Source organism: Serratia plymuthica NBRC 102599 (assembly GCF_001590925.1).
Classification (GTDB): Bacteria; Pseudomonadota; Gammaproteobacteria; order Enterobacterales; family Enterobacteriaceae; genus Serratia; species Serratia plymuthica.
The window spans coordinates 33949-57763 of record NZ_BCTU01000022.1 but is presented as its reverse complement, the minus strand read 5'-3'; the positions used below and the strand labels follow the sequence as shown (position 1 = coordinate 57763).

The 23815-nt window shown below is 54.8% G+C and carries 19 protein-coding genes, 1 pseudogene and 1 other annotated feature; of the genes and pseudogenes, 12 read left to right on the top strand and 8 right to left on the bottom strand.

Going from position 1 to position 23815, the window contains the following annotated elements:
- Window position 1: 1 nt before the first annotated feature.
- Both trpD and SPL01S_RS15630 read right to left on the bottom strand, forming a co-directional pair.
- A pseudogene (trpD, locus tag SPL01S_RS25730) lies at window positions 2-1596 on the bottom strand (bifunctional anthranilate synthase glutamate amidotransferase component TrpG/anthranilate phosphoribosyltransferase TrpD).
- Entirely contained in the window at window positions 1596-3158 is a 1563-nt protein-coding gene (locus tag SPL01S_RS15630; RefSeq protein ID WP_062871021.1) for an anthranilate synthase component 1, read from the bottom strand. The pseudogene trpD and the gene SPL01S_RS15630 overlap by 1 nt, the downstream one beginning before the upstream one ends.
- Before the next feature lie 25 nt (window positions 3159-3183).
- Window positions 3184-3287 (bottom strand) — a sequence feature (Trp leader region).
- Between the two features lie 242 nt (window positions 3288-3529).
- Between SPL01S_RS15630 and rnm the strand changes: the two genes are divergently transcribed.
- From rnm to rluB, 5 genes are all read left to right on the top strand, one after another.
- Window positions 3530-4417, top strand: coding sequence for an RNase RNM (rnm, locus tag SPL01S_RS15625; protein WP_020439146.1), 888 nt, complete (start codon window positions 3530-3532; stop codon window positions 4415-4417).
- A gap of 47 nt (window positions 4418-4464) precedes the next feature.
- Window positions 4465-5085, top strand: a complete 621-nt coding sequence (locus SPL01S_RS15620; protein WP_063201078.1) for an L-threonylcarbamoyladenylate synthase — start codon at window positions 4465-4467, stop codon at window positions 5083-5085.
- Window positions 5086-5199: 114 nt separating this feature from the next.
- Window positions 5200-5559, top strand: coding sequence for a Rap1a/Tai family immunity protein (locus tag SPL01S_RS15615; RefSeq protein WP_004945227.1), 360 nt, complete (start codon window positions 5200-5202; stop codon window positions 5557-5559).
- Between the two features lie 151 nt (window positions 5560-5710).
- Window positions 5711-6508, top strand: a complete 798-nt coding sequence (locus SPL01S_RS15610) for an alpha/beta fold hydrolase (protein WP_063201074.1) — start codon at window positions 5711-5713, stop codon at window positions 6506-6508.
- A gap of 208 nt (window positions 6509-6716) precedes the next feature.
- Complete coding sequence (rluB, locus tag SPL01S_RS15605) at window positions 6717-7613, top strand: 23S rRNA pseudouridine(2605) synthase RluB (RefSeq protein ID WP_004945221.1); 897 nt, start codon at window positions 6717-6719, stop codon at window positions 7611-7613.
- A 44-nt stretch (window positions 7614-7657) separates the two neighbouring features.
- Here the strand turns inward: rluB and cobO are convergent, their stop codons facing one another.
- Both cobO and SPL01S_RS15595 read right to left on the bottom strand, forming a co-directional pair.
- Window positions 7658-8248 carry a cob(I)yrinic acid a,c-diamide adenosyltransferase gene (gene cobO, locus SPL01S_RS15600; protein WP_004945218.1) on the bottom strand — a complete coding sequence of 197 codons (591 nt, stop codon included), beginning with the start codon at window positions 8246-8248 and terminating at the stop codon, window positions 7658-7660.
- Window positions 8249-8261: 13 nt separating this feature from the next.
- A complete protein-coding gene (locus SPL01S_RS15595) occupies window positions 8262-9023 on the bottom strand; it encodes a YciK family oxidoreductase (protein WP_063201071.1) in 762 nt (253 codons plus the stop codon).
- A 359-nt stretch (window positions 9024-9382) separates the two neighbouring features.
- On the opposite strand from SPL01S_RS15595, the gene sohB reads away from it, so the two are divergent.
- Complete coding sequence (gene sohB / locus SPL01S_RS15590; protein ID WP_062871018.1) at window positions 9383-10429, top strand: protease SohB; 1047 nt, start codon at window positions 9383-9385, stop codon at window positions 10427-10429.
- Between the two features lie 46 nt (window positions 10430-10475).
- On the opposite strand, the gene SPL01S_RS15585 is transcribed toward sohB, so the two are convergent.
- Window positions 10476-10727, bottom strand: a complete 252-nt coding sequence (locus tag SPL01S_RS15585; RefSeq protein ID WP_063201068.1) for a YciN family protein — start codon at window positions 10725-10727, stop codon at window positions 10476-10478.
- A 425-nt stretch (window positions 10728-11152) separates the two neighbouring features.
- Here SPL01S_RS15585 and topA point away from each other — a divergent pair, with 425 nt between their 5' ends.
- The gene (topA, locus tag SPL01S_RS15580) at window positions 11153-13750 is read left to right on the top strand and encodes a type I DNA topoisomerase (RefSeq protein WP_004945205.1); all 2598 of its coding nucleotides are present in this window, start codon (window positions 11153-11155) and stop codon (window positions 13748-13750) included.
- A 355-nt stretch (window positions 13751-14105) separates the two neighbouring features.
- Window positions 14106-15080, top strand: coding sequence for an HTH-type transcriptional regulator CysB (gene cysB / locus SPL01S_RS15575; protein ID WP_004945202.1), 975 nt, complete (start codon window positions 14106-14108; stop codon window positions 15078-15080).
- A 160-nt stretch (window positions 15081-15240) separates the two neighbouring features.
- Here cysB and SPL01S_RS15570 read toward each other — a convergent pair whose 3' ends face one another.
- The gene (locus SPL01S_RS15570) at window positions 15241-17025 is read right to left on the bottom strand and encodes a putative phage tail protein (protein ID WP_147424936.1); all 1785 of its coding nucleotides are present in this window, start codon (window positions 17023-17025) and stop codon (window positions 15241-15243) included.
- Window positions 17026-17267: 242 nt separating this feature from the next.
- Between SPL01S_RS15570 and acnA the strand changes: the two genes are divergently transcribed.
- The gene (gene acnA / locus SPL01S_RS15565; RefSeq protein ID WP_063201061.1) at window positions 17268-19940 is read left to right on the top strand and encodes an aconitate hydratase AcnA; all 2673 of its coding nucleotides are present in this window, start codon (window positions 17268-17270) and stop codon (window positions 19938-19940) included.
- Between the two features lie 56 nt (window positions 19941-19996).
- Here the strand turns inward: acnA and ribA are convergent, their stop codons facing one another.
- Window positions 19997-20590 (bottom strand): GTP cyclohydrolase II, encoded by a 594-nt coding sequence (gene ribA, locus SPL01S_RS15560; RefSeq protein ID WP_006325706.1) that lies wholly within the window; start codon window positions 20588-20590, stop codon window positions 19997-19999.
- Window positions 20591-20868: 278 nt separating this feature from the next.
- On the opposite strand from ribA, the gene pgpB reads away from it, so the two are divergent.
- From pgpB to lapB, 3 genes are all read left to right on the top strand, one after another.
- On the top strand, window positions 20869-21639 hold the full coding sequence (gene pgpB, locus SPL01S_RS15555; RefSeq protein ID WP_063201058.1) for a phosphatidylglycerophosphatase B: 771 nt from the start codon (window positions 20869-20871) through the stop codon (window positions 21637-21639).
- A gap of 343 nt (window positions 21640-21982) precedes the next feature.
- Window positions 21983-22285, top strand: a complete 303-nt coding sequence (locus SPL01S_RS15550) for a LapA family protein (RefSeq protein WP_020439141.1) — start codon at window positions 21983-21985, stop codon at window positions 22283-22285.
- A gap of 6 nt (window positions 22286-22291) precedes the next feature.
- A complete protein-coding gene (gene lapB / locus SPL01S_RS15545; protein WP_004945190.1) occupies window positions 22292-23461 on the top strand; it encodes a lipopolysaccharide assembly protein LapB in 1170 nt (389 codons plus the stop codon).
- Window positions 23462-23503: 42 nt separating this feature from the next.
- On the opposite strand, the gene SPL01S_RS15540 is transcribed toward lapB, so the two are convergent.
- Entirely contained in the window at window positions 23504-23800 is a 297-nt protein-coding gene (locus SPL01S_RS15540; RefSeq protein WP_004945188.1) for an Arc family DNA-binding protein, read from the bottom strand.
- Window positions 23801-23815 lie beyond the last annotated feature (15 nt).

The following is a 23815-nucleotide window of genomic DNA, read 5'->3' as shown; positions in this document are numbered from 1 at the left end:
TTTATCCTCTTGCTGCCAGTGCGGTGACGCGCTCGTAAGCTTGCCCGCTGTGAATCATGTCCAGTGCCTGCTGCGCGTTTTGGCGCAGGTCTTCATGCCCGAATAACTTCAGTAACAGCGCCACGTTAGCCGCTACCGCTGCGGCGTGCGCCGGGTCGCCTTTACCTTGTAACAACCGTGCCAGAATGTCACGGTTTTCTTCCGGCGATCCGCCCTGCAGGGCTTCCAGCGGGTAGCGTTGCAGGCCAAAGGACTCTGGCGTTAATTGGTAGCTTTCAATCTCACCGTTGTTCAGCTCCGCCACGTGGGTCGCGGTGTGAATTGCCACTTCGTCCATGCCACCGCCGTGCACCACGGCGGCACGCTGATAACCCAGCACACGCAGAGTTTGGGCTATCGGCAGCACCAGCTCCGGGCTGTAAACGCCGATCAGCGCCAGCGGTGGACGTGCCGGGTTGATCAACGGGCCGAGCACGTTAAATACCGTACGGGTTTTCAACTGTTGGCGTACCGGCATCGCATGGCGGAAACCGGTGTGATATTGCGGTGCAAACAGGAAACACACGCCCAGTTCATCCAGCGCCTGGCGGGACTCTTCCGCCGGCAGATCCAGGCGGATGCCGAATGCCGCCAACAGGTCCGAAGAACCGGAACGGCTGGAGACGCTGCGGTTACCGTGTTTTGCCACTTTGGCACCGCATGCCGCCGCCACAAAGGCGCTGGCGGTAGAGATATTGATGCTGTTGGTGCCGTCGCCGCCGGTGCCGACGATATCGGCAAACGGATAATCCGGGCGTGGGAACGGCAGGGCGTCGGCCAGCAGGGCCTTGGCGGCACCGGCAATCTCTTCCGGGCGCTCTCCGCGGATTTTCATGCTGATCAGTGCCGCTGCCAGTTGGCTGGGTTCCAGCTCGCCTCGCACGATGGCGCTGAACAACTGCTGGCTTTCCTCTTGGCTCATTGATTCTGAGCGGTACAGTTTTTCAAGAATAGGTTGCATCGTCGTTTCCCTTATTATTTCGCCAGCGCCCAGGCCAGAGTTTGCTCAAGCAAACGTGCGCCGTGGGTGGTGAGGATCGATTCCGGATGGAATTGGAAACCACATACGCGGTGCCGGTCATTACGTACTGCCATCACCATGTCGCCGAAGCGAGCGTTAACGGTGAGTTCGGCCGGGATATTGCTGCCGACCAGTGAATGGTAGCGAGCCACCGGCAGCGGGTTCACCATACCGGCAAACATGCCTTCGCCATCGTGGCTAATGGCCGAGGCTTTACCGTGCAGGATCTCGCCCGCCTGGCCGACGTGCCCACCGTAGGCCTCTACAATCGCCTGGTGCCCCAGGCAGATGCCGATAATCGGTAACTGGCCGCGCAGGCGTTGCAGCAACTCCGGCATGCAGCCGGCTTCGGATGGCGTACCTGGGCCCGGTGACAGCATCAACACCGGTTGCTCCAACTGTTGCAGGCGCTCGATAATCACGTCCGCAGAGATCTGGTTGCGGTAAATCACCACCTGGTGGCCGCTGGCACGCAGTTGATCGACCAGGTTATAGGTAAAGGAATCGACGTTGTCGAGCAGTAAGATATCGGCCATCAGAACACCTCCTTGGCTTGGTGCGCGCTGGCAATGGCACGCAGCACGGCACGTGCCTTATTACGGGTTTCATCGGCTTCCGCCTGAGGAACAGAATCCAGCACCACGCCGGCGCCGGCTTGCACGGTGGCAATACCGTCTTCAACATATGCGGAGCGGATGACAATACAGGTATCCAGATCGCCGGTGGCGGTGAAATACCCCACAGCACCGCCGTAGCTGCCGCGGCGGGAGCCTTCAGAGGCAGCGATCAACTGCATGGCGCGAACCTTGGGGGCGCCGCTCAGGGTCCCCATGTTCATGCAAGCCTGGTAGGCGTGCAGCACGTCAAGGTCGGCGCGCAAGGTACCGATCACTCGGGAAACCAGGTGCATCACGAAAGAGTAACGGTCCACTTTGGTCAGGTCCGCCACGTAGCGGCTACCGGCCTGGCAGATGCGCGCCAGATCGTTGCGCGCCAGATCGACCAGCATCAGATGCTCGGCCAGTTCTTTGTGATCGGTGCGCATTTCCAATTCGATGCGGCTGTCGAGATCCAGATCCAGCGAGCCATCAGCGCGGCGGCCACGCGGACGGGTACCGGCAATAGGGTAAATTTCGATCTGACGGTTGCTTGCGTCGTATTTCAATGCGCTTTCCGGAGAGGCGCCGAACAGGGTGAACTCGTCGTCCTGCATAAAGAACATGTAAGGGCTTGGGTTGCTGTCTTTCAAGGTTTGGTAGGCCGCCAGCGGGGCTGGGCATGGCAGCGAGAAGCGGCGTGACGGCACTACCTGGAAAATCTCGCCCTGGCGAATGGCCTGCTGCAGTCCGCTGACCACGGCGCTGTATTCCTCATCGGTCTGGTTGCAGCTCAACTGCATGTTTTCCAGCTTCTGATGCGGAATGGGTTGCGGGGTCTGCTTCAACTGGGTCTGCAACTGCTCAAGACGCTGTTGCAGGCGCTGTTCTTCCGCCGCATCGGCGGTAAACACGCTGGCCTGCAGGCGAGCCACGCCGCGCTGGTGGTCCAGCACCAGCAGGGTTTCCGCCAGGTAGAAGCAGAAGTCCGGGCAACGTTGATCCTGGCGCAGCGCCGGCAGATCTTCGAAACCGGCAACCAGATCATAGGCAAACAGGCCGCCGAGCATGACCGCTTCACGTTCGTCCGCCGGGGCGTCAACCAGTGTCAGCAGAGTGCGCAGTGCGTCAAACACTGACAGTGAGCGCAGACGGGCATCCTCATCCTGCACCGCATCGATGACCGGGAAGGTCAGTTCGCGGCCGTTTGGGCGAACCTGAATCTGCACTTCCGCCGGCAATGCTTCATCGAGCAGCGGCAGCATCGCCGCACCGTTGGCGGTCAGTGCCTGCAGCGTGACGCTGCGGCCCAGCGCGGTGATGCGCAGGGCGCTGTCGATCACCAGCAGGCTTTGCAGGTTTTGCTTGCTGTTTATTTCGGCAGACTCCAGCAGCAGGGTGGCCGGGCGCGCGCCGCACAACTGATGGAAAATGGTCGTCGGATCGCCCCGGTAGTGGGTTTCCGCCTTCAGCAGTGTGAGTTGTGGTTTGATGTTCATCATGGGTGGTTCCAGTTAGATTTTGTCCATAAAAAAGCCCGCATTACCAGCGGGCTTAGGGAATCTGCAGTGTCAGATGACAGGTATGCGTGATTACACCGCCCGCGAAAGGGAAGTACGCCACCAACGAAGAAGAGAAGTTTGCTTGTTCATATCTTTGCTCTCTCGATTATCATCCAACCAGGGGATACCCCTGAACTTGTGTACTAGTTAACTGGTTCGCAGGAATAAAGTCAACCCTCTTTTTACACAATGTTTTAGCGGCAAACGTGAGTTATTTTCATCAGGGCGAATGTGAGCGGGCCAGAATAGATTTCCGTCCGGCCGACGATCGCGGGTATGATAGAAGGCCAAGCCATTGCCGGATATTTCTTTTGACAGACAGCAACCCCCAGCCTTCCGCGTTTACCCTTTACGACCTCCACAGCCATACCACCGCCTCTGACGGCTACCTGACACCGGCGCAACTGGTGCAGCGGGCGGTTGAAATGCGGGTTGGCGTATTGGCGATCACCGATCACGACACCACCGATGGGCTGGCTGCGGCCGCCGCCACTATTGCCGAGTTGTCGCTGCCGTTGCAACTGGTGAATGGGGTAGAAATCTCCACGCTGTGGGAAAACCACGAAATTCATATCGTCGGCCTGGGGATTGATATCGCCCATCCGGCGATGGTGCAGTTATTGGCCGAACAGACTGAACGTCGCAACCTGCGTGCGCAGGAGATTGGCGTACGGCTGGCAAAAGCACGCATCGATGACGCCTTCGAAGGCGCGCAAAAATTGGCGGACGGCGGGGCGGTGACGCGTGGGCACTTTGCGCGTTATCTGGTGCAGATCGGCATTGCCGACAACATGGCGCAGGTGTTCAAGAAATATCTGGCCAAGGGCAAAACCGGTTATGTTCCGCCACAGTGGTGTACAATAAAACAAGCCATTGATGTGATTCATCAATCTGGCGGGCAGGCGGTGATAGCGCATCCGGGCCGTTACGATCTGACGGCCAAATGGCTGAAGCGGCTGTTTGCGCATTTTGCCGAACACGGCGGCGACGCGATGGAAGTGGCCCAGTGTCAGCAAGCACCGCATGAGCGTTCGCTACTGGCGAAGTATGCGCAAGAGTATCAATTACTGGCATCGCAGGGGTCTGATTTTCATCAGCCCTGCGCGTGGATCGAACTGGGCCGTAAACTGTGGTTACCCGGTGGCGTTGAGCCGGTGTGGCGTGACTGGCCGCAACCGCAGCAGGCTGCAGTATATTGATTTAACGGGGGCGGATGCGCCCGCGTGCATCATTTTAGGAGCAAGTCATGAGTCAGCTTTTTTATATTCATCCAGATAATCCTCAACCGCGTTTGGTCAACCAGGCGGTGGACGTGCTGCGCAAGGGCGGAGTGATTGTCTACCCGACAGATTCCGGTTATGCGCTGGGCTGCAAGCTGGAAGAAAAATCGGCGATGGAACGTATTTGCCGTATTCGCCAGTTGGACGGTAACCACAACTTTACTCTGATGTGCCGCGATTTGTCCGAGCTTTCGACTTACGCCTATGTCGACAATACCGCATTCCGTTTGATCAAAAACAACACGCCCGGCAACTACACCTTCATCCTGAAAGCGACCAAAGAAGTGCCACGCCGCCTGATGAATGACAAACGCAAAACCATCGGCCTGCGTGTACCCTCGAACCCGATTGCACTGGCGCTGTTGGAAGTGCTGAACGAGCCGATGATGTCGACCACGCTGATGTTACCAGGCAACGATTTCGCCGAGTCCGATCCGGAAGAGATCAGCGAGCATCTGGGCAAGCAAGTGGATCTGGTGATCCACGGCGGTTTCCTGGGCCAGCAGCCGACCACGGTGATTGATCTGACTGAGTCGGCGCCGGAAGTGGTGCGCGAAGGTGCGGGCGACATAACGCCTTTCCGTTGATTGTATCGCTGCGGCGGTTGCTCATTTTCTGAAAAGTGGCTGAAACGACGTCATTTATCGTGAAAGCCGCTATTCTACACAATCAAAAACTGAAAATAGGCAGGATGCATAGCGATGATTAAACGGGGTTCTCTTTTAGCGGTCTTATTGTTTTCCTCTGTGGCCAATGCCGGTTTTTATTCCGGTAACGCCTTGCTGTCTGAAACGGGCGGCTATGTGAAAAACAAAAATGGGGCTGCTACCGTTGCGGAAGCGCTCGATGGCGGAATGTTCATGGGCTATGTGGCCGGCGTCTTTGACACCTATTCGATGCAGGGTAACCGCAATATTTGCCCGGACGCCGGCATGAGCGTAGGCATGGCTTCCGATGCGGTAATGCATTATTTAAATGAACACCCGGAACAGCTGCATTATTCTGCACCTTCAGTGATCATGTTGGCGTTAACCGCGGCTTATCCTTGTGAAAGGCACTAAATCCGTTCGTTTGGTGCGTATATTTTCATTTGGTGCGCTCCCCGTTTTTTAGCACGTTCTTCAATAGATTAAATCGCCAAACGCTGTCAGTTTACTTCCTGCGCACAAGCCCTCTTAACCGCTTTGAGGACATGACGCTTCAGGAGGTAAAATGACAGCGTTTCACTTTGGTACCCACTCCCTCGATTATCATGATGCCGGTTCCGGCCCGTTGACGCTGGTCTTGCTGCCCGGCTGGTGTGAGCCAAAAACGGTATTTTCCCCCTTCAGCGCGCTGGCGAGTGAGCGATACCGGGTGATTAGCTTCGACTGGCGTGGGCATGGCCTGTCTTCCTGTGATGACGCGCTTACGCTTGGCGCCGAAGACTTACTGGCGGACATCCATCAGTTGCTGGTTGCCCTGCAGGTGGAAAGCTTTGTGACGCTTTCGGTGGCACACGCCAGTTGGATTGCCGTTGCCTTGGCAGAGCTCATGCCGCAGCAGGTCAAAGGCCTGGTATTTCTCGATTGGATCATGACGCAACCCGCGCCGGCATTTTTCCAGTCGGTGCAGCAAATGCAACGGCCAGAGCAATGGCTGGCGGCGCGCGATGCCCTGTTTGCCTTCTGGCAAGGCGGGGTTGACCATCAGCCGGTGAAGCATCATCTGACCGTTGAAATGGCCCGTGAGGACTTTCGCCTCTGGCAAGCCGCCGGCGTGGCGATAGAACACGCTTATCGGCAATACCAATCGCCGCTTAACCGGTTGAGCGAACTTGGCTCGCCGCTCCCGTGCAGGCATATTTACTCGCTGGATCGTGATGAAAATTATCTGAGGCAACAGCAGGCTTTTGCTACCGACCATCCGTTCTTCTCGGTCTTGCGGCTGGAACATGCCCGAACGCACCTGGGGATCCTCGAGCGGCCGGATGAAGTGTATCGGGCGGTGGTTAACTTTCTTGGCGATTAACCTTTTGCCTGGCTTAACCTGATGCGGGTCTGAGCCCGCGGCTAATAGATTTCGATAATCGGTCTGCTAATAAAGTGGGTTCCAACACTATAGAAAGCCTGTATAATGCGCGGTTCGATCCAAGTAAACGTATTGTTACTGCTGTGGTGCCTGTCGCCGCAGTGGTCATCCCCCCGACGCCTGTGAAGGCGACACTAGAGGTTGCTCAATGAGCGAAAAGTTACAAAAAGTTTTAGCGCGCGCCGGCCATGGTTCGCGTCGTGAAATCGAAACCATAATTGAAGCCGGCCGCGTCAGCGTTGACGGTAAAGTCGCCAAACTGGGCGACCGCGTTGAAGTGACTGCCTCGATGAAAATTCGTCTGGATGGTCACGTACTTTCAATTAAAGAATCCGAAGAAACGGTTTGCCGCGTGCTGGCTTATTACAAGCCGGAAGGTGAACTCTGTACCCGTAGCGATCCTGAAGGCCGTCCGACGGTGTTTGATCGCCTGCCTAAGCTGCGTGGCTCTCGCTGGGTAGCGGTGGGGCGTCTGGACGTCAATACCTCAGGCCTGCTGCTGTTCACCACCGACGGTGAGCTGGCAAACCGCCTGATGCACCCTAGCCGTGAAGTCGAACGCGAATATGCGGTGCGTGTCTTTGGCCAGATTGACGATGAAAAAGTGAAGCAACTGAGCAAGGGCGTTCAGTTGGAAGATGGCCCGGCCGCCTTCCGCACCATCACTTTCCAGGGCGGCGAAGGCATTAACCAATGGTACAACGTGACCCTGACCGAAGGGCGTAACCGTGAGGTGCGTCGTCTTTGGGAAGCGGTTGGCGTGCAGGTCAGTCGCCTGATCCGCGTACGTTACGGCGATATCGATCTGCCTAAAGGCCTGCCGCGTGGCGGTTGGACCGAGCTGGAACTGCCGGCGATTAACTATCTGCGCGAATTGGTTGAGCTGAAGCCGGAAACGGTCAGCAAGATGCCGGTGGAGCGCGAGCGTCGCCGCGTGAAAGCGAATCAGATCCGTCGTGCGGTCAAACGCCATACCCAGGTGGCGGGCAGCGGCCGCCGCAGCGCGCCAGGCAGCAAGTCCGGCAAACCAAGCAAGCGCAGCTAATCATTACGCCGCAACCCTCTCTGGGCTGCGGCGTTTTCTTTTCGTTACCAGTCAATGCCCTGTTGCGCCATGATACCTGCGTCGAACGCATGTTTTACCGGCCGCATTTCCGTCACCGTATCCGCCAGCTCCAGCAGATCGCGATGGCAGCCACGCCCGGTGATAATGACCGTTTGGTGCGCAGGGCGCTGCCGCAACGCTTCCAGCAGTTCATCCAGCTCAAGATAGCCGTAACTGACCATATAGGTCAGCTCATCCAACAGCACCAGATCCAGGCTGCTGTCGGCGAGCATGCGTTTGCCGTGCTGCCATACCGCCTGACAGGCTGCGGTATCGCCGGCTTTATTCTGGGTTTCCCAGGTAAAGCCGGTTGCCATTACCTGGAATTCTACCCCGTGTTGCTGTAGCAGGTTTTTCTCCCCGTTCGGCCACTCGCCTTTGATGAACTGAATAACGGCGGCTTTCATACCGTGGCCGACGGCGCGCGTTACTGTGCCGAACGCCGCGGTAGTTTTGCCTTTACCGTTACCGGTGAATACCAGCACTAAACCGCGGACTTGCTGGGCGGCGGCGATACGAGCGTCGACCTGTTCTTTCAGGCGCTGCTGACGTTGTTGATGGCGGTCTTCGGCCATGATAAAGCCTCCTTTATTCAGCGGCGCCGGGTTTACGATTGGGTTGAGCATCGAAGCTCATGCCGGTTTTTCGGCGGCTGTCATCGCCCATTAAATAGAGGTAAAGCGGCATAATATCCGCCGGTGTTTTCAGCTTGTTTTTATCTTCGTTCGGGAAGGCCGATGCGCGCATTTGAGTGCGCGTTCCGCCAGGATTGATGCAATTTACCCGAAGATGGCGGCTTTTGTATTCTTCGGCCAACACCTGCATCATGCCCTCCGTGGCAAATTTGGACACCGCGTAGGCGCCCCAGTTGGCGCGGCCCGTACGACCCACGCTGGAACTGGTAAATACCAGCGATCCCGAGTTGGATTTCAGCAGCAGCGGCAGCAGCGCCTGGGTGAGCATAAAGGTTGCATTGACGTTGACCTGCATGACGTCGTGCCACATCTCCATCGACAAGTCAGCCATTGGAGCGATATCCCCCAACAGCCCGGCGTTATGCAAAACACCGTCGAGGCGCGGGATCTGGGTGGCCAGATCATCCGCAACCTGTTTGCACTGTTCCTGCGTGGTGTGCAGCAAATCCAGCGTAACGGTGAAACTGGGTGCGCCGCCCAGCCGCGCGATCTCGCTTTGTACCGCCCGTAGCTTGCTTTCGGTACGGCCCAGCAGCACCAGTTGTGCGCCAAATTTGGCATAGGTAAGTGCGGCTTCGCGTCCGATGCCGTCACCGGCACCGGTGACCAGGATGATTCTTTGTTCCAGCAGGTCATGTTTAGGTTGGTAATGCACAATAATTCCTCGCGCCGTGGTGGCTGTCTCCCGCTTGCATCGGGGAGTGGTGTGGATTAAGAGACCCAGGCGGGAGCAAAGGCTCGACCGCATGCAGGGCCCCGCAGCGAATTTGGCTCATCATGTTGATGAATAATCCGTGTTATATGCCTCAAATGGATCGTATTTTCAATGATTAGGCAGCAGAATCGGCATTCTTTTGTAACAAAAATGGAACAGCGCCGGCTTGGTTAAGTCAAAATGCGCCCACATAGTAAAGAGGCATCACAAGGAATTTTTATTTAGCCGCGACAGCCACCGCGTCGGTTGGCTAGAATGAACGAGATCATACTAACAACCTGTAAATAAAGGCGGAATCTGTGGAGTTTATATCTATTTACGGCCTGTTTCTGGCCAAAGTCGCGACGGTAGTGATTGCCATCGCTGCGCTGGCGTTGCTGGCGGTCAGCATTGGGCAACGTAAGACCCGTCAGAAAGGTGAGCTTCAGCTGACTGATCTCGGGGAGCAATATCGCGAGATGCAACGCGACATGCGCCTGGCGCGTATGGGTGAAGCGGAACAAAAAGCCTGGAGTAAACAGTTTAAAAAACAGACCAAAGCCGACGATAAACTGAAGAAACAACGCGCTAAAGCCGGTGCCGTTGAAGCAACCAAACCCTGCCTGTATGTCCTGGACTTCAAAGGCAGCATGGATGCCCATGAAGTGACTTCGCTGCGCGAAGAAATCTCGGCGGTGTTGGCAGTGGCAACGCCGCAGGACGAAGTACTGCTACGGCTGGAAAGCCCGGGCGGGGTAGTGCATGGTTATGGTCTGGCGTCGTCACAGTTGGCGCGTCTGCGTACCGGCGGCATCCGCCTGACGGTAGCGGTAGACAAGGTGGCGGCCAGCGGCGGCTATATGATGGCCTGCGTGGCGGATCGCATCGTCGCGGCACCCTTTGCCATCATCGGCTCTATCGGCGTCGTGGCGCAAATCCCCAACTTCCATCGCCTGCTGAAAAAGAACGATATTGATGTGGAGTTGCATACGGCAGGCCAGTTCAAACGGACGCTGACGCTGTTTGGGGAAAACACCGAACAGGGGCGTGAGAAATTCCGCGAAGATCTGAATGAAACCCATGAACTGTTCAAAGAATTTGTACACCAGCAACGGCCTTCGCTGGATATCGACAGCGTGGCGACCGGCGAGCACTGGTTTGGCTCTCAGGCGAAAGAGAAAGGGCTGATTGATGCGATTGGCACCAGTGACGATCTGCTGATCGCCGAAATGGAAAATCACGAAGTGGTCGGGGTGCGCTATACGCGTCGTAAACGTCTGATGGATCGATTTACCGGCAGCGCTGCGGAAAGCGTCGACCGTTTGCTGCTGCGCTGGTGGCAGCGCGGTGAAAAACCGTTGCTTTAAGCGTTTTGATTAAACATAACGGGGGCTAAAAACCCCCGTTTTTTTCTTAATCGACCAAATGATATTTTTCGGAAAGCACGTGGGCCAAATGTTTAAACATATTAAATACAGCAGTGGTTTTTACCGTAGGTAATCCATCCTGATCCAAAAAGAATTCGCCGCGGAAAACTAAAACGCTGCCTTTTTGTTCAACGTCGTTAGCCACCATGCCCTGCAGATAATCTTCATGTTGTCGGATAATATTATTTGCTTCTTGCAACAGAGCCTCACGGCCAATGGGGGTAGTATTAGTGCACATTATTACACTCCAATCATAAATTCTGCGCGTATTCTAACGCCGGTTCGCATTTATCCGCAAACAGACTAAGGTTTATTTGCCGTCTGGATGGCTAGCGGTATCTGTCGATTGGCGAAATCGCTGTTTCCGTGCTAATTAGGTTGCGTGACGCTTTTTATCAGGTACAGTGTGGGATTTTGCGGCGTCAGGTGGAAGGTTTTGTTTACGCCATGAATGAGTCTCACACGGCCATACTTCTGGGGCATGGGTGATTAGCTGGCGGGATCAACAACTTGCGTTCAGGTTGAGCAGTTAAGCAACCAAAAGAAAAAAACATGTTGATCTCTTGCCAGACTGCCGCAATATAAAAAAGAGATATGAATCGCTGCGGCACGGCGAGATAAAAGACTTCTTTTTAGAAGAAACAAATTTAGGTAAAGGTAAATATGGGTAAAGCTCTCGTAATAGTTGAGTCCCCGGCAAAAGCCAAAACTATTAATAAATACTTAGGTAATGACTACGTGGTGAAGTCCAGCGTCGGTCATATCCGTGATTTGCCGACCAGTGGCTCAGCCAGCAAAAAGAGCGCTGACTCAACCGAAGACAAAGCCAAGAAGAAAGTTAAAAAAGATGAGAAAACGGCGCTGGTAAATCGAATGGGCGTCGATCCTTACCATGGCTGGAAAGCGGATTACGAAATTCTGCCAGGTAAAGAAAAAGTTGTCGCAGAGTTAAAATCGTTAGCGGAAAACGCCGACCACATTTATCTCGCAACGGACCTTGACCGCGAAGGGGAAGCCATTGCCTGGCACCTGCGGGAAGTGATCGGCGGTGACGACAAACGCTTTAGCCGCGTGGTGTTCAACGAAATCACCAAGAACGCGATCCAACAGGCTTTTAAACAACCGGGCGAGTTGAATATCGATCGTGTTAACGCACAGCAGGCGCGTCGCTTTATGGACCGCGTGGTGGGTTACATGGTATCGCCGCTGCTGTGGAAGAAAATTGCCCGCGGCCTGTCCGCTGGGCGCGTGCAATCCGTTGCGGTACGGTTGGTGGTGGAGCGCGAACGCGACATCAAAGCCTTCGTGCCGGAAGAGTACTGGGAACTGCACGCCGATCTGCTGGCGAAGAATGATACCGCGCTGCAGATGGAAGTGACGCATGCCCACGACAAGCCATTCAAACCGGTTAACCGTGAGCAGACCCACGCCGCCCTCAAACTGCTGGAGAAAGCCCGTTATACGGTGCTGGATCGCGAAGACAAACCTACCAGCAGCAAGCCGGGCGCGCCTTTCATTACCTCTACGCTGCAACAGGCGGCCAGCACCCGTCTGAGTTTTGGCGTGAAGAAAACCATGATGATGGCTCAGCGGCTGTATGAAGCCGGCCACATCACCTACATGCGTACTGACTCCACCAACCTGAGCCAGGATGCGCTCAACATGGTGCGTGGCTATATCGGCGACAATTTCGGTGACAAGTACTTGCCGAAAGCGCCAAACCAGTACAGCAGCAAAGAAAACTCGCAGGAAGCGCACGAAGCTATCCGTCCGTCGGACGTGAACGTGCTGGCCGAGCAGTTGAAAGATATGGAAGCAGATGCGCAAAAGCTGTATCAGCTGATCTGGCGCCAGTTCGTGGCCTGTCAGATGACGCCTGCGCAGTACGATTCCACTACGCTGTCAGTGAAGGCCGGCGATTATCAACTGCGTGCCAAAGGCCGTACGTTGCGTTTCGATGGCTGGACCAAAGTGATGCCTGCTCTGCGCAAGGGTGATGAAGACCGCACCCTGCCGTATGTTGAAGTAGGCAGCGATCTGGAACTGCAAAAGCTGATCCCGAGCCAGCACTTCACCAAGCCGCCTGCGCGTTACAGCGAAGCCTCGCTGGTGAAAGAGCTGGAAAAACGCGGCATCGGCCGCCCATCGACCTATGCGTCGATCATCTCGACCATTCAGGACCGTGGCTATGTGCGGGTCGAAAGCCGCCGTTTCTACGCCGAGAAAATGGGTGAGATCGTTACTGACCGTCTGGAAGAAAACTTCCGTGAGCTGATGAACTATGACTTTACAGCGCGCATGGAAGACGGCCTTGACCAGGTAGCCAATAACCACGCCGAGTGGAAAGCGGTGCTGGATGAGTTTTTTGCCGAGTTCAGCGAACAGTTGGAAACGGCGGAGAAAGATCCTGAAGACGGCGGTATGCGTCCGAATCAGATGGTCATGACCAGCATCGATTGCCCGACCTGCGGCCGTAAAATGGGCATCCGTACCGCCAGTACCGGCGTGTTCCTCGGTTGTTCCGGTTATGCGCTGCCGCCGAAGGAGCGCTGCAAAACCACCATTAACCTGGTGCCGGAAACGGAAGTGCTGAATATCCTCGAAGGGGATGATGCAGAAACCAACGCGTTGCGTGCCCGCCATCGTTGCCAAAAATGCGGCACGGCGATGGACAGCTACCTGATCGATAACCAGCGTAAGCTGCACGTCTGCGGTAATAACCCTGCGTGTGACGGCTATGAAATCGAAGAGGGCGAATTCCGCCTGAAAGGGTATGACGGCCCGGTAGTTGAGTGCGACAAATGTGGTTCCGAAATGCACCTGAAAATGGGGCGCTTCGGTAAGTACATGGGCTGCACCAACGAGACGTGCAAAAACACCCGTAAAATCCTGCGTAACGGCGATGTTGCGCCGCCGAAGGAAGATCCGGTTCCATTACCGGAATTGCCGTGCGAAAAGTCAGACGCTTACTTTGTTCTGCGCGACGGTGCAGCCGGCGTGTTCTTGGCGGCCAACACCTTCCCTAAATCGCGCGAGACTCGTGCGCCGCTGGTAGAAGAGCTGGCCCGTTTCAAGGATCGTCTGCCGGAAAAACTGCGTTACCTGGCGGATGCGCCGGTAGCGGATGGCGAAGGCAACAAAACGATGGTGCGTTTCAGCCGTAAAACCAAACAGCAGTATGTCTCTTCAGAGAAAGACGGTAAGGCCACGGGGTGGTCCGCTTTCTACGTTGACGGCAAATGGGTTGAAGGCAAAAAGTAAGTTTGCAGCCTGAATGCAATAATAAAAACCAGCCCTTGTGGCTGGTTTTTTGTTGCCTGAACGGTAGCGGGTCTATTTTTTGCCGTTTTTCCTTCACTGGGCCGGGGTTTCGCGTTGATAGCAATGCAAAATAATCGTTATCATGGTGTGACGTGGATCTATACTTGAAGCTGCTACGTGATATAGTGGTTATATAAAAAGTTTTTTTATGATTAAAGCTTATTAATAACGGCGTTTTCTTCAGCATCTGGGTGAGACACTGTGTTAAGGCTTGTTAGTTTTCAGCATACCGGGGCGACACCGATATACCTGGCTGCGGGTAAGCCGCAGTGTTTAACCTAGGATGGTATAAGATATGAAATTGCAGCAGCTTCGTTACATTGTGGAAGTGGTTAACCACAACCTGAATGTCTCCTCGACGGCAGAAGGGCTTTACACTTCACAACCCGGTATCAGCAAGCAAGTGCGAATGCTGGAAGATGAGTTGGGTATCCAGATTTTCGCTCGCAGCGGAAAACACCTTACCCAGGTTACCCCCGCAGGCCAGGAAATCATCCGCATCGCGCGTGAAGTTCTGTCCAAAGTGGATGCGATCAAAGCCGTCGCCGGCGAGCACACCTATCCGGATAAAGGTTCGCTGTACGTCGCGACTACCCATACCCAGGCGCGTTATGCGTTGCCTAACGTCATCAAAGGCTTTATCGAGCGTTATCCGCGCGTTTCGTTGCACATGCACCAGGGGTCGCCGACCCAAATAGCGGAAGCGGTATCTAAAGGCAATGCAGACTTTGCCATTGCCACCGAAGCGCTGCATCTTTACGACGACTTAATCATGCTGCCTTGTTACCACTGGAACCGTGCGGTGGTAGTGAAGCCCGATCACCCATTGGCCGGCAAAAGTCATATCACCATTGAAGAATTGGCGGCGTACCCGATCGTCACCTATACCTTCGGCTTTACCGGTCGCTCCGAGTTGGACACGGCGTTCAACCGTGCCGGCCTGACGCCACGCATCGTATTCACCGCAACGGATGCCGATGTGATCAAAACTTACGTGCGTCTGGGATTAGGGGTCGGGGTGATCGCCAGCATGGCGGTGGATCCGGTGCAGGATCCGGATCTGGTGACCGTGGATGCGCGTGATATCTTCACTTACAGCACCACCAAAATCGGCTTCCGTCGCAGCACCTTCCTGCGCAGCTACATGTACGATTTTATCCAGCGCTTTGCACCGCACCTGACTCGCGACGTGGTCGACAACGCGGTAGCACTGCGATCCAACGAAGAGATCGAAGCGATGTTCAAAGACATCAAGCTGCCGATTAAGTAAACGCCGTATACCCGCTTTCACTTAGAGAAACGGGAGGGTTCCCCCTCCCGTTTTTGCTTTTTACCGCGTATCAGCAATCAGTAAGTTGGTAATACCATAACTGGTCAAAAAGTCTCCAGTTCATACGGGCAATCCCGTGAATAACAAGGCTGCTGAAATGTCAAACCTCTGCCCCCAAAGTGGCTAATGGCGCCACTTTCAGTCCAGAACCCTGAGCACCGCTGAATGTACACACCCAGCCTGGTGACTGGTTGGCCAACGCCTCACGCTTCAGAATTAGTGCTCCTTTTTGAATGGTGCCGCTGATTTCGGTATAGCTGTTATCAACATAAATAATGGCCGGAGAGGTTTTGCCGATGCTGATGTTATTTCCCGTAGCCGCAATGGATTCTTTCCCGATCACCACGTTATGTACAGCGCTGCAATTGGCGCCCGGTAACGTCAGATCGCCGAAAATATGGCAGCCGGCAACGCTAACTCGCTGTGCCGTGGTGCCCGCGATAAGGCTACCGGTAATCTGACTATTGCTAATTTTGACTCCGCCAGCGGAACCGAGCGGTGTGCCTGCTGCTGCAGCGACCGTCACATCGCCGTTGATCCTGCAGTTGGTAACCAGAGTTGAACCCGATATCACAACTGTCCTCAGGTAATTCAGCACGCTGTTGCTGATCTGGTAATCGCCCTGAATATTGCCTGATATATACAAACCGCTGCAGAGGGTGTTATCGAGTTTGATACGACCGTTGCCAATCGTTGTCGTATCGTAAGGATAAATATCCCCTGAAAGGCGGTGACAACCATTGATCACCATTTGAGCATATGGACCGTAAGAAACGGCGCGCGTGAAATTGCTAATGCCGCATTCGGTTAGCCAAATCTCCCCCCCCACTTTGATGAAGGTCCCTAATGGCCAATGGCCTTCAGCGTCACCCCCACCGGGGCGTTCAGCGTGCATTCGCGTAAAGTGCATTTGAATGCCGCCACGGACCTCAACAAACGGCGTAACGTTGTTCAGCTCGATAGAACCATCAAAAAAGCGGTTAAAATTACTTTGATCGCCAGGGCGGGTGCTCATGATTAACAAGGGTGGGTAAGCGGTAGCGTCTGGGTTGGCGACATCGTCAAGGTTGGTGTAGCTGTAACCGTCCTTCATACGGCCAGAGGCAAAAACGGAAACCCGGTTGAAGTTGTTATCGAAGGCATTGTCGAGGTACAACGCTGAACCCCGGAAGTTTTGTATAGCGACATCTTCCCACATGGTGGCAGTGGTACGACAATAGACGCCGTGGCAGTATGCCCGACCTTTTTCGTCTTGGGTGGGATCAACGATGCTGGTACCAATCCCTTGTACCATCAGGTTGCGCAGAGTGAGCTGTTGGAATCCAAAAGGTTCGCCCCAGCAATGGATAGCACCGTAATCACCATAGCCTGCGCTGCGCGGAATATTAAAGTCGAGCACGGTACCTGAAGCGCCGTGGCCGCCTTGCCCTTCCAAAAACCAATCTTTGCTGTAATCCAGCACTATAGGTTTTTTAAAATTCACTGTTCCACGCGGAAACACAATTTTGGCTGCATTCCCATTGATCGTCGAGGCATGGTTGAGCAATGTCTCCATTGCTTGGTCCCAACTGTTATTGACGGTCTTAAACCAGACAAGTTCGAGCGTATTACCGTCTCGAACCAAACGCCAGCGTTTGCCCGCCTGAGTGACTACCGTCAATGTACCGTCATCAGCCGTGTTGTCGCCTGCTTTATAAACATAGAAAAGCACGCGATCGGCAGTGCCGCGTAACAAAATCACCTGACCTTCTGATTCTGGTTCGGTAGCCCTTAATGCAGCCACATCTGCAAGCGTATTGATTTTAGTCTCGGCCATATTTTTCTTCCCATGTAATGAAAAATTGACATGCAAGGCAGGGGGGCCAGATGGTTGTACCTGCTGCATGACTTTGCCTGTGAAGAGTAGCGTCGGGGGAAAGGAGAGGCACTTTGTTCGGGCCCTGTCAGGGTTCAATAAACATTGGCGATTAACTTGTTGAGCCAACGTCACTTCGCTCACTTGATTGCTTCTGCCTATCGTTCTGATCAAAACGTGTTGTTATCAAAACGTTAATTTCTCTATGTGGTATCTTTAAACAAGACCTCAGTGATTACCCTGTTTTAGTCATAATAAGAAATGGAGGAGCTATGTCGTCCGATCTTAGAGAAACGAGTCTGGATAAGCTGGTTGCGTTGAACAGCGAGTATTACTACTACAGTCTGCCATTGGCGGCGAAACAGTTGGGTGATATCGACCGGCTGCCAAAATCAATGAAAGTGCTGTTGGAAAACCTGCTGCGTCATGTGGATGGCGACACCGTGCAGGTTGAGGATCTGCAAGCCATCGTCGATTGGTTGCAAACCGGCCATGCCGATCGCGAAATTGCCTACCGCCCGGCGCGCGTCTTGATGCAGGACTTTACCGGCGTGCCTGCGGTGGTGGATCTGGCCGCCATGCGCGAAGCGGTGCAGCGGTTGGGGGGCAATGTTGACCAGGTTAACCCGCTGTCGCCGGTTGATCTGGTGATTGACCACTCGGTCACCGTGGATGAGTTCGGTGACGACGATGCGTTTGAAGAAAACGTGCGTATCGAAATGGAGCGCAATCACGAGCGCTACACTTTCCTGCGTTGGGGGCAGAAAGCCTTCAACCGCTTCCGCGTGGTGCCGCCAGGCACCGGCATCTGTCACCAGGTTAACCTGGAATATCTCGGCCAGACGGTGTGGCACACTGACGAAAGCGGCAGGCACGTTGCCTACCCGGACACCCTGGTCGGCACCGACTCTCACACCACCATGATTAACGGTCTGGGTATTCTCGGTTGGGGCGTTGGCGGCATTGAGGCTGAAGCGGCGATGCTCGGCCAGCCTGTATCCATGCTGATCCCAGATGTGGTGGGTTTCAAGCTGACGGGCAAACTCAGCGAAGGCATCACCGCTACTGACCTGGTGTTGACGGTGACCCAAATGCTGCGCAAGCACGGCGTGGTCGGCAAATTCGTTGAATTCTACGGTGATGGGCTGGCCAGCTTGCCGTTGGCCGATCGGGCGACCATCGCCAATATGTCGCCGGAGTTTGGCGCCACCTGCGGTTTCTTCCCGGTGGATGAAGTCACACTCGGCTACATGAAATTGAGCGGCCGTAGCGATGAGCAAATTGTGCTGGTGGAAACCTACGCCAAAGTGCAGGGCATGTGGCGCCATCCGGGCGACGAACCGGTATTTACCAGTACCTTGGCTTTAGATATGTCGACGGTGGTAGCCAGCCTCGCCGGGCCGAAACGCCCGCAGGATCGGGTGGCGCTACCGGATGTGCCGAAGGCGTTTAATGCTGCAACCGAATTGGACATCGCCAGCCAGAAGAGCAAGTCGGAATTCAAATCCTTTACCCTCAGTGGCCGGGAGCACGAACTGCACAATGGTGCGGTCGTGATCGCGGCGATCACCTCATGCACCAATACCTCCAACCCCAGCGTGATGATGGCCGCCGGCCTGTTGGCGAAGAATGCGGTGAACAAAGGGTTGCGGACCAAGCCTTGGGTGAAGACTTCTCTGGCGCCAGGCTCCAAGGTCGTCACCGATTATTTCGACAGCGCCAAACTGACGCCATACCTTGAAGAGCTGGGTTTTAATCTGGTGGGTTATGGATGCACCACCTGTATCGGCAACTCAGGGCCATTGCCTGAGCCCATCGAGCAGGCGATCAAAGAGGGCGATCTTACCGTGGGCGCGGTGCTGTCGGGTAACCGCAACTTTGAAGGACGCATCCACCCACTGGTGAAAACCAACTGGCTGGCCTCGCCGCCGCTGGTGGTGGCCTATGCGCTGGCAGGCAGCATGAAGATTGATCTGACCAAAGAGCCGCTAGGTGACGGGCGTGACGGCAAGCCGGTTTATCTGAAGGATATCTGGCCGAGTAGCCAGGACATTGCTCTGGCGGTGGAGCAGGTTCGCACCGAAATGTTCCACAAGGAATATGGCGCGGTGTTTGACGGCGACGCCAATTGGCAGGCGATTCAGGTAACCGGATCGGCCACCTATCAATGGCAGGCTGATTCCACCTATATCCGCCACCCGCCGTTCTTCAGCACCATGCAGGTGAAACCGGATCCGGTGCAGGATATCAAGAATGCGCGCATTCTTGCCATTCTGGCGGATTCTGTGACCACCGACCACATCTCCCCGGCGGGGAATATCAAGCGTGACAGCCCCGCGGGGCGCTACCTGAGCGATCGCGGTGTCGCGGCGCAGGACTTCAACTCATACGGTTCGCGTCGTGGTAACCACGAAGTGATGATGCGCGGCACCTTTGCCAATATCCGTATCCGCAACGAAATGGTGCCGGGGGTTGAAGGAGGCTACACCCGCCATATTCCGTCGCAAAATCAGCTGTCGATCTACGATGCCGCCATGCAGTATCAGCAGGAGCAGGTGCCGCTGGCGGTCATTGCCGGGAAAGAGTATGGCTCCGGCTCCAGCCGTGACTGGGCGGCGAAGGGGCCGCGTCTGCTGGGCGTGAGGGTGGTGATTGCCGAGTCCTTCGAGCGTATCCATCGTTCGAACCTGATCGGTATGGGCATTCTGCCGCTGGAGTTCCCGGCAGGCGTCAACCGCAAAACACTGGGGCTGAGCGGGGATGAGCAGATCAGCGTAAGCGGCTTGCAAACGCTGAAGCCGGGGCAGACGGTGCCGGTGCATATCACTTATGCGGATGGTCGTCAGGACGTGGTCAATACCCGCTGCCGTATCGATACCGGCAATGAGCTGACCTACTACGAGAACGACGGCATTCTGCACTATGTGATCAGGAAAATGCTGTAAGAGTAGGGTAATAAGAAAGGGCGCCTTTGATGGCGCCCTGATTTTTTGAAGGGAAATTACTTCTGGTCCAGCAAATGGCCCATTTTGGCGGCTTTGGTCGCCAGGTAGCGTTCATTTTTTGGATTGCGGCCGACGATCAACGGCACGCGCTCGGTGATGTTGATCCCCGCCTCGGTCAGGATCTCAACCTTTTTCGGGTTGTTGGTCAACAAACGCACCGCGTCCACGCCCAGCAATTTGAACATGTCCGCACACAGGGTGAAATCACGCTCATCAGCGGCAAAGCCGAGTTGATGGTTGGCCTCTACGGTATCGGCGCCCTTGTCCTGCAAGGCATAAGCGCGGATCTTGTTCAGCAAACCGATATTGCGACCTTCCTGGCGGTGATAGAGCAGGATGCCGCGGCCTTCTTCTGCGATATGCTCCAACGCCGCTTCCAGCTGGAAACCGCAGTCGCAGCGCAGGCTGAATAACGCATCGCCGGTCAGACATTCAGAATGTACGCGTGAGAGTACCGGCGTCGCGCCGGTAATATCACCGAAGACCAGCGCCAGATGATCGTGCCCGGTAGCCAGTTCTTCGAATCCTACCATCAGGAAATCGCCCCAAGGTGTTGGCAGTTTTGCCTCTGCCACCCGTTTAAGCTGCATGTTGCTCTCCACAAACACATCCGATTCAATCATTGTTGCGCATCCTACGTCCGACGCAGTGACCTGACCAGTATTAAAACGCGCAACGACGATCTCTATTTCGTTAATTATCGGTTATTTTGCCATAACTTCTTGCCCTGAGGTGCTCAGCAAACCAGCATCCGGCGTTTTCAGCTCATTATTATTGCGACAGGTTTGTTATCTGTTTAATTTTTCGAGTGTTATCGATATTGCAAGATTGTTACACTGACCTTTGGCTTAAACAAAGGAAACCTGGAATGTTTGAGATAGCAAAACGTACGGCAGCGGGGGCGATAGTGCTGTTGCTGATGCCGCTGGCCGTGTGGTTATCCGGCTGGCAATGGCAGCCGGGCGGTAACGACCCCTTGCTGAAAGGCCTTTATTGGATCACCGAAACCGTGACCTCGCCGTGGGGAATCATCACCAGCATCATTCTCTCCGCCTGGTTTCTTTGGTGTCTGCGCTTTCGCCTCAAGGCAGCCATAGGTCTGGTCATTTTACTCTCTGCCGCGGTATTGATCGGCCAGGGCGTTAAATCAATGATCAAGGATCGTGTACAGGAGCCACGGCCTTTTGTCGTCTGGCTGGAGCAAAATCACGGCGTGGACGAAAAATACTTTTACTCGCTGCCTCGCAAAGAGCGCAGCGCGCTGGTGGCGGAACAGTTGCATGATCAGCCGCTGGTGCCCGTCTGGCTGCGCAAGCACTGGCAGTTTGAAACCGGCTTTGCCTTTCCTTCAGGGCATACCCTGTTCGCCGCCACCTGGGCATTGCTGGGAGTGGGGCTGTTGTGGCCGCGCCGTCATTACAAAACCGTCGCATTGCTGATGCTGTGGGCGAGCGGCGTGATGGGCAGCCGTTTGCTGCTGGGCATGCACTGGCCACGCGACCTGGCGATGGCGACATTGATCAGTTGGCTGCTGGTGACGATTGCCTGCTGGCTGGCGCAGCGCTGGTTTGGCCCGCTGACGCTGCCTCCTCAGGAGCAACAGGAAGTGGTGGAAAGAACGTCCGGAAGGAAACATTAGGTGACATTGTCACTTAATACGGCGCCGATAAGGCGCCGTATTAATCTCTTACATTCGCCAATCATTGCAATTGCTATGATTGCCCCCATATCTTTATAAATTCATTATTTTGAGAAGCTTTCTCATTAATTTCCCCGGGAGCGCCATTTACTGCCGAATATGCCGGCAGATATCTGGTTTTATCGTGCCGCAGGGTTTCCCTGGCACGATGGGAAATGCTAACTTAATGGGAGGGACGCCACGTATTGGCATATACCTTTCGTCTTTCAAGTCGCCGCCAGGCGGCAACTTGAAATACATCGGGTATAATTCATCCGATTAACTCGGCATCGCGGGAAAGAATGTGAAATATTTGCTGATTTTTTTGTTGGTTCTGGTGGTTTTCGTGATTTCTGTCACGTTGGGCGCGCATAACGATCAGGTTGTGAGTTTTAATTACCTGGTTGCGCAGGGTGATTATCGTATATCGACCCTGTTGGCTGCGTTGTTTGGCGCCGGTTTTGTTCTCGGCTGGGTCATTTGCGGCCTGTTTTATCTGCGTACCCGCATTGCGTTGGGGCGAGCCGAACGCAAAATCAAGAGGCTGGAACTGCAGCTTGAACAACCTGCTGAGCCGGCAGCTCAGTCCGTTGTCAGCAAGGAATAATCTTCTATGTTAGAGCTGTTGTTTCTGTTGCTGCCCGTGGCTGCCGCGTACGGTTGGTACATGGGGCGCAGAAGTGCTCAACAGGATAAACAACAGGAAGCCAACCGCCTGTCGCGTGAGTACGTGGCCGGGGTTAACTTCCTGCTTTCCAATCAGCAGGATAAAGCGGTCGATCTGTTCCTCGATATGTTGAAAGAGGACAGCACCACCGTTGAGGCCCACCTGACGCTGGGTAACCTGTTCCGCTCGCGCGGCGAGGTCGACCGCGCAATACGCATCCATCAGGCGCTGATGGAAAGCGCTTCTCTCACTTTCGAACAACGCCTGCTGGCGGTACAACAGCTGGGCCGCGACTATATGGCCGCCGGCATGTACGATCGCGCGGAAGACATGTTTGGCCAGTTGGTCGGTGAAGAGGATTTCCGTATCTCGGCGCTGCAGCAATTACTGGTTATCCACCAGGCAACCAGCGACTGGCTGAAAGCGATCGACGTGGCGGAAAAACTGGTCAAGCTGGGTAAAGACAAACAACGTATCGAGATCGCGCATTTCTACTGTGAGCTGGCGCTCCAGGCAATGGGCAGTGACGATCTCGATAAGGCGATGAGCCTGCTGAAACGTGCGGCCTCGGCGGATAAACAGTGCGCCCGTGTGTCGATTATGGTCGGCCGCATTTACATGGCGCAGGCTGAATACGCCAAAGCGGTCGAGTCTCTGCAGCGGGTGCTGAATCAGGATAAAGAGCTGGTAAGCGAAACGCTGCCTATGCTGCATGAATGTTATCAGCATTTGGAAAACCAGCAGGATTGGGCGGAGTTCCTCAAACGTTGCGTTGAGGAAAATACGGGCGCGACCGCCGAACTGATGCTGGCGGAGATCATCGAACAGCATGAAGGGCGCGACGTAGTTCAGGTGTATATCAACCGTCAGTTACAGCGTCATCCGACCATGCGCGTGTTTTACCGCCTGATGGATTACCACCTTGCGGACGCCGAAGATGGGCGCGCAAAAGAGAGCCTGCTGCTGCTGCGGGACATGGTGGGTGAGCAAATCCGCACCAAGCCGCGCTATCGTTGCCATAAATGCGGTTTTACCGCGCATTCACTTTATTGGCATTGCCCGTCATGTCGGGCCTGGGCATCGGTTAAGCCGATTCGAGGGCTGGATGGGCAATAAAAAACGGGGCGATGAACGCCCCGTTTTTCGTAGTAGACGGAATTACTTTTTCTTGCCTGCTTTCACGCCGCCTTTCAGCAACTGACGCAGCTTTTTCAATTCTTTTTGATTCAGAGGCTGTTCGATTTCTTCTTCAATCCCCTGATTATCGATTTCGCCGTGGTGCAGCTCATCCGATTTTTTAGCGGTTTTTTCCGCTTTAACCGGCGCTTCGAAGCTGCTTTCAAGGCGTTGACACACCTCAGCACTCAGAGAGAGTTGGTTATCAGCGGCAATAGCACGAATTTTCTCTTTGAGTTCCAGAGGGATTTTGATGGTTAGTGTAGATATCTCGCTCATTTTGAAGCCTTTCTG